The 818-nt window shown below is 68.2% G+C and carries 1 protein-coding gene and 1 pseudogene; both read right to left on the minus strand.

Translation table 11 applies throughout. The features are described 5' to 3' along the window. Nucleotides 1–381, minus strand: a pseudogene (locus tag PKE99_RS38005) (aminoglycoside phosphotransferase family protein); the annotation flags it as partial. Nucleotides 382–472: 91 nt separating this feature from the next. Further along, nucleotides 473–721, minus strand: coding sequence for a hypothetical protein (locus PKE99_RS38010; RefSeq protein ID WP_037054255.1), 249 nt, complete (start codon nucleotides 719–721; stop codon nucleotides 473–475). Nucleotides 722–818: the final 97 nt, after the last annotated feature.

Consider the following 818-nt stretch of genomic DNA (forward strand, 5'->3'; position numbering starts at 1 on the left):
GAGAGAGGACGGCGCGTCGAGCTCGTGCAGCCGCCGGATGAGCGCGGTCACGGCGGCGAGGCCGGCGTAGGTGTCGCCGTCGGATACTGACTTCCAGAACGTCACAAGACGATCGCCGACGACGACCGGTTGCTCGAGGCCAACGAGGCGCGTCGCGGGGTAGTCGAGCTCCTCGAGCCACCGCGCCACGCTGACCTGGCGCTCCACCGCGTCAGCTCTGGCCCCAGGGCGGGAGACGCGCGCGATCACGCGGTTCGGCAGCCGGAAGACCGCGTTGGAGCCGTACCGGATCAGTTCGGCGGGCTCGCTCTCGCGCTGGACCTTCCGCGCCGCCGCGTGCAGCACGGCCGCCGGATCGTTCTGCTGGATCTGATTCGTCATTCCCGCGTCGCTGATCGCGCACCTCAATCTCTCATCCTGGAACCCGTCCGCGGCGCTGCCGACCCGAGCCTACGGCCGGGCCTCGCGCCCGTCAGTCCGTCGGATACAGCCGGCGAGTGAACGAACGAGGCTGCTCGTTCCCTTCGACAAACCACGCGACCGACTGTCTCGTCCCCAGCCGGCCGACGCGGAAGCTGGTCACGGACGTCGAGAGCACCCGGTCGTCGAGCGACCGGGACCGGGCATACTCACGCGCCTCGGCCTCGGTTCCGAAGATGACCTCGACCGCTCCGACGTCGTCCGGCCTCGTCGCGTGGACCGAGTAGACCGTGTCCGCCACACCGCCTCCTCTAACTACGTCAATCTACGACATAGTACGACGAGCAGTGCCATGAACCTGATCAGCTGCATAGCCTGCGTGTCGTGGCACGGCTGGT

Origin of the sequence: Pseudonocardia halophobica (assembly GCF_027922425.1) — a bacterium.
GTDB classification, from domain to species: Bacteria; Actinomycetota; Actinomycetes; order Mycobacteriales; family Pseudonocardiaceae; genus Pseudonocardia; species Pseudonocardia halophobica.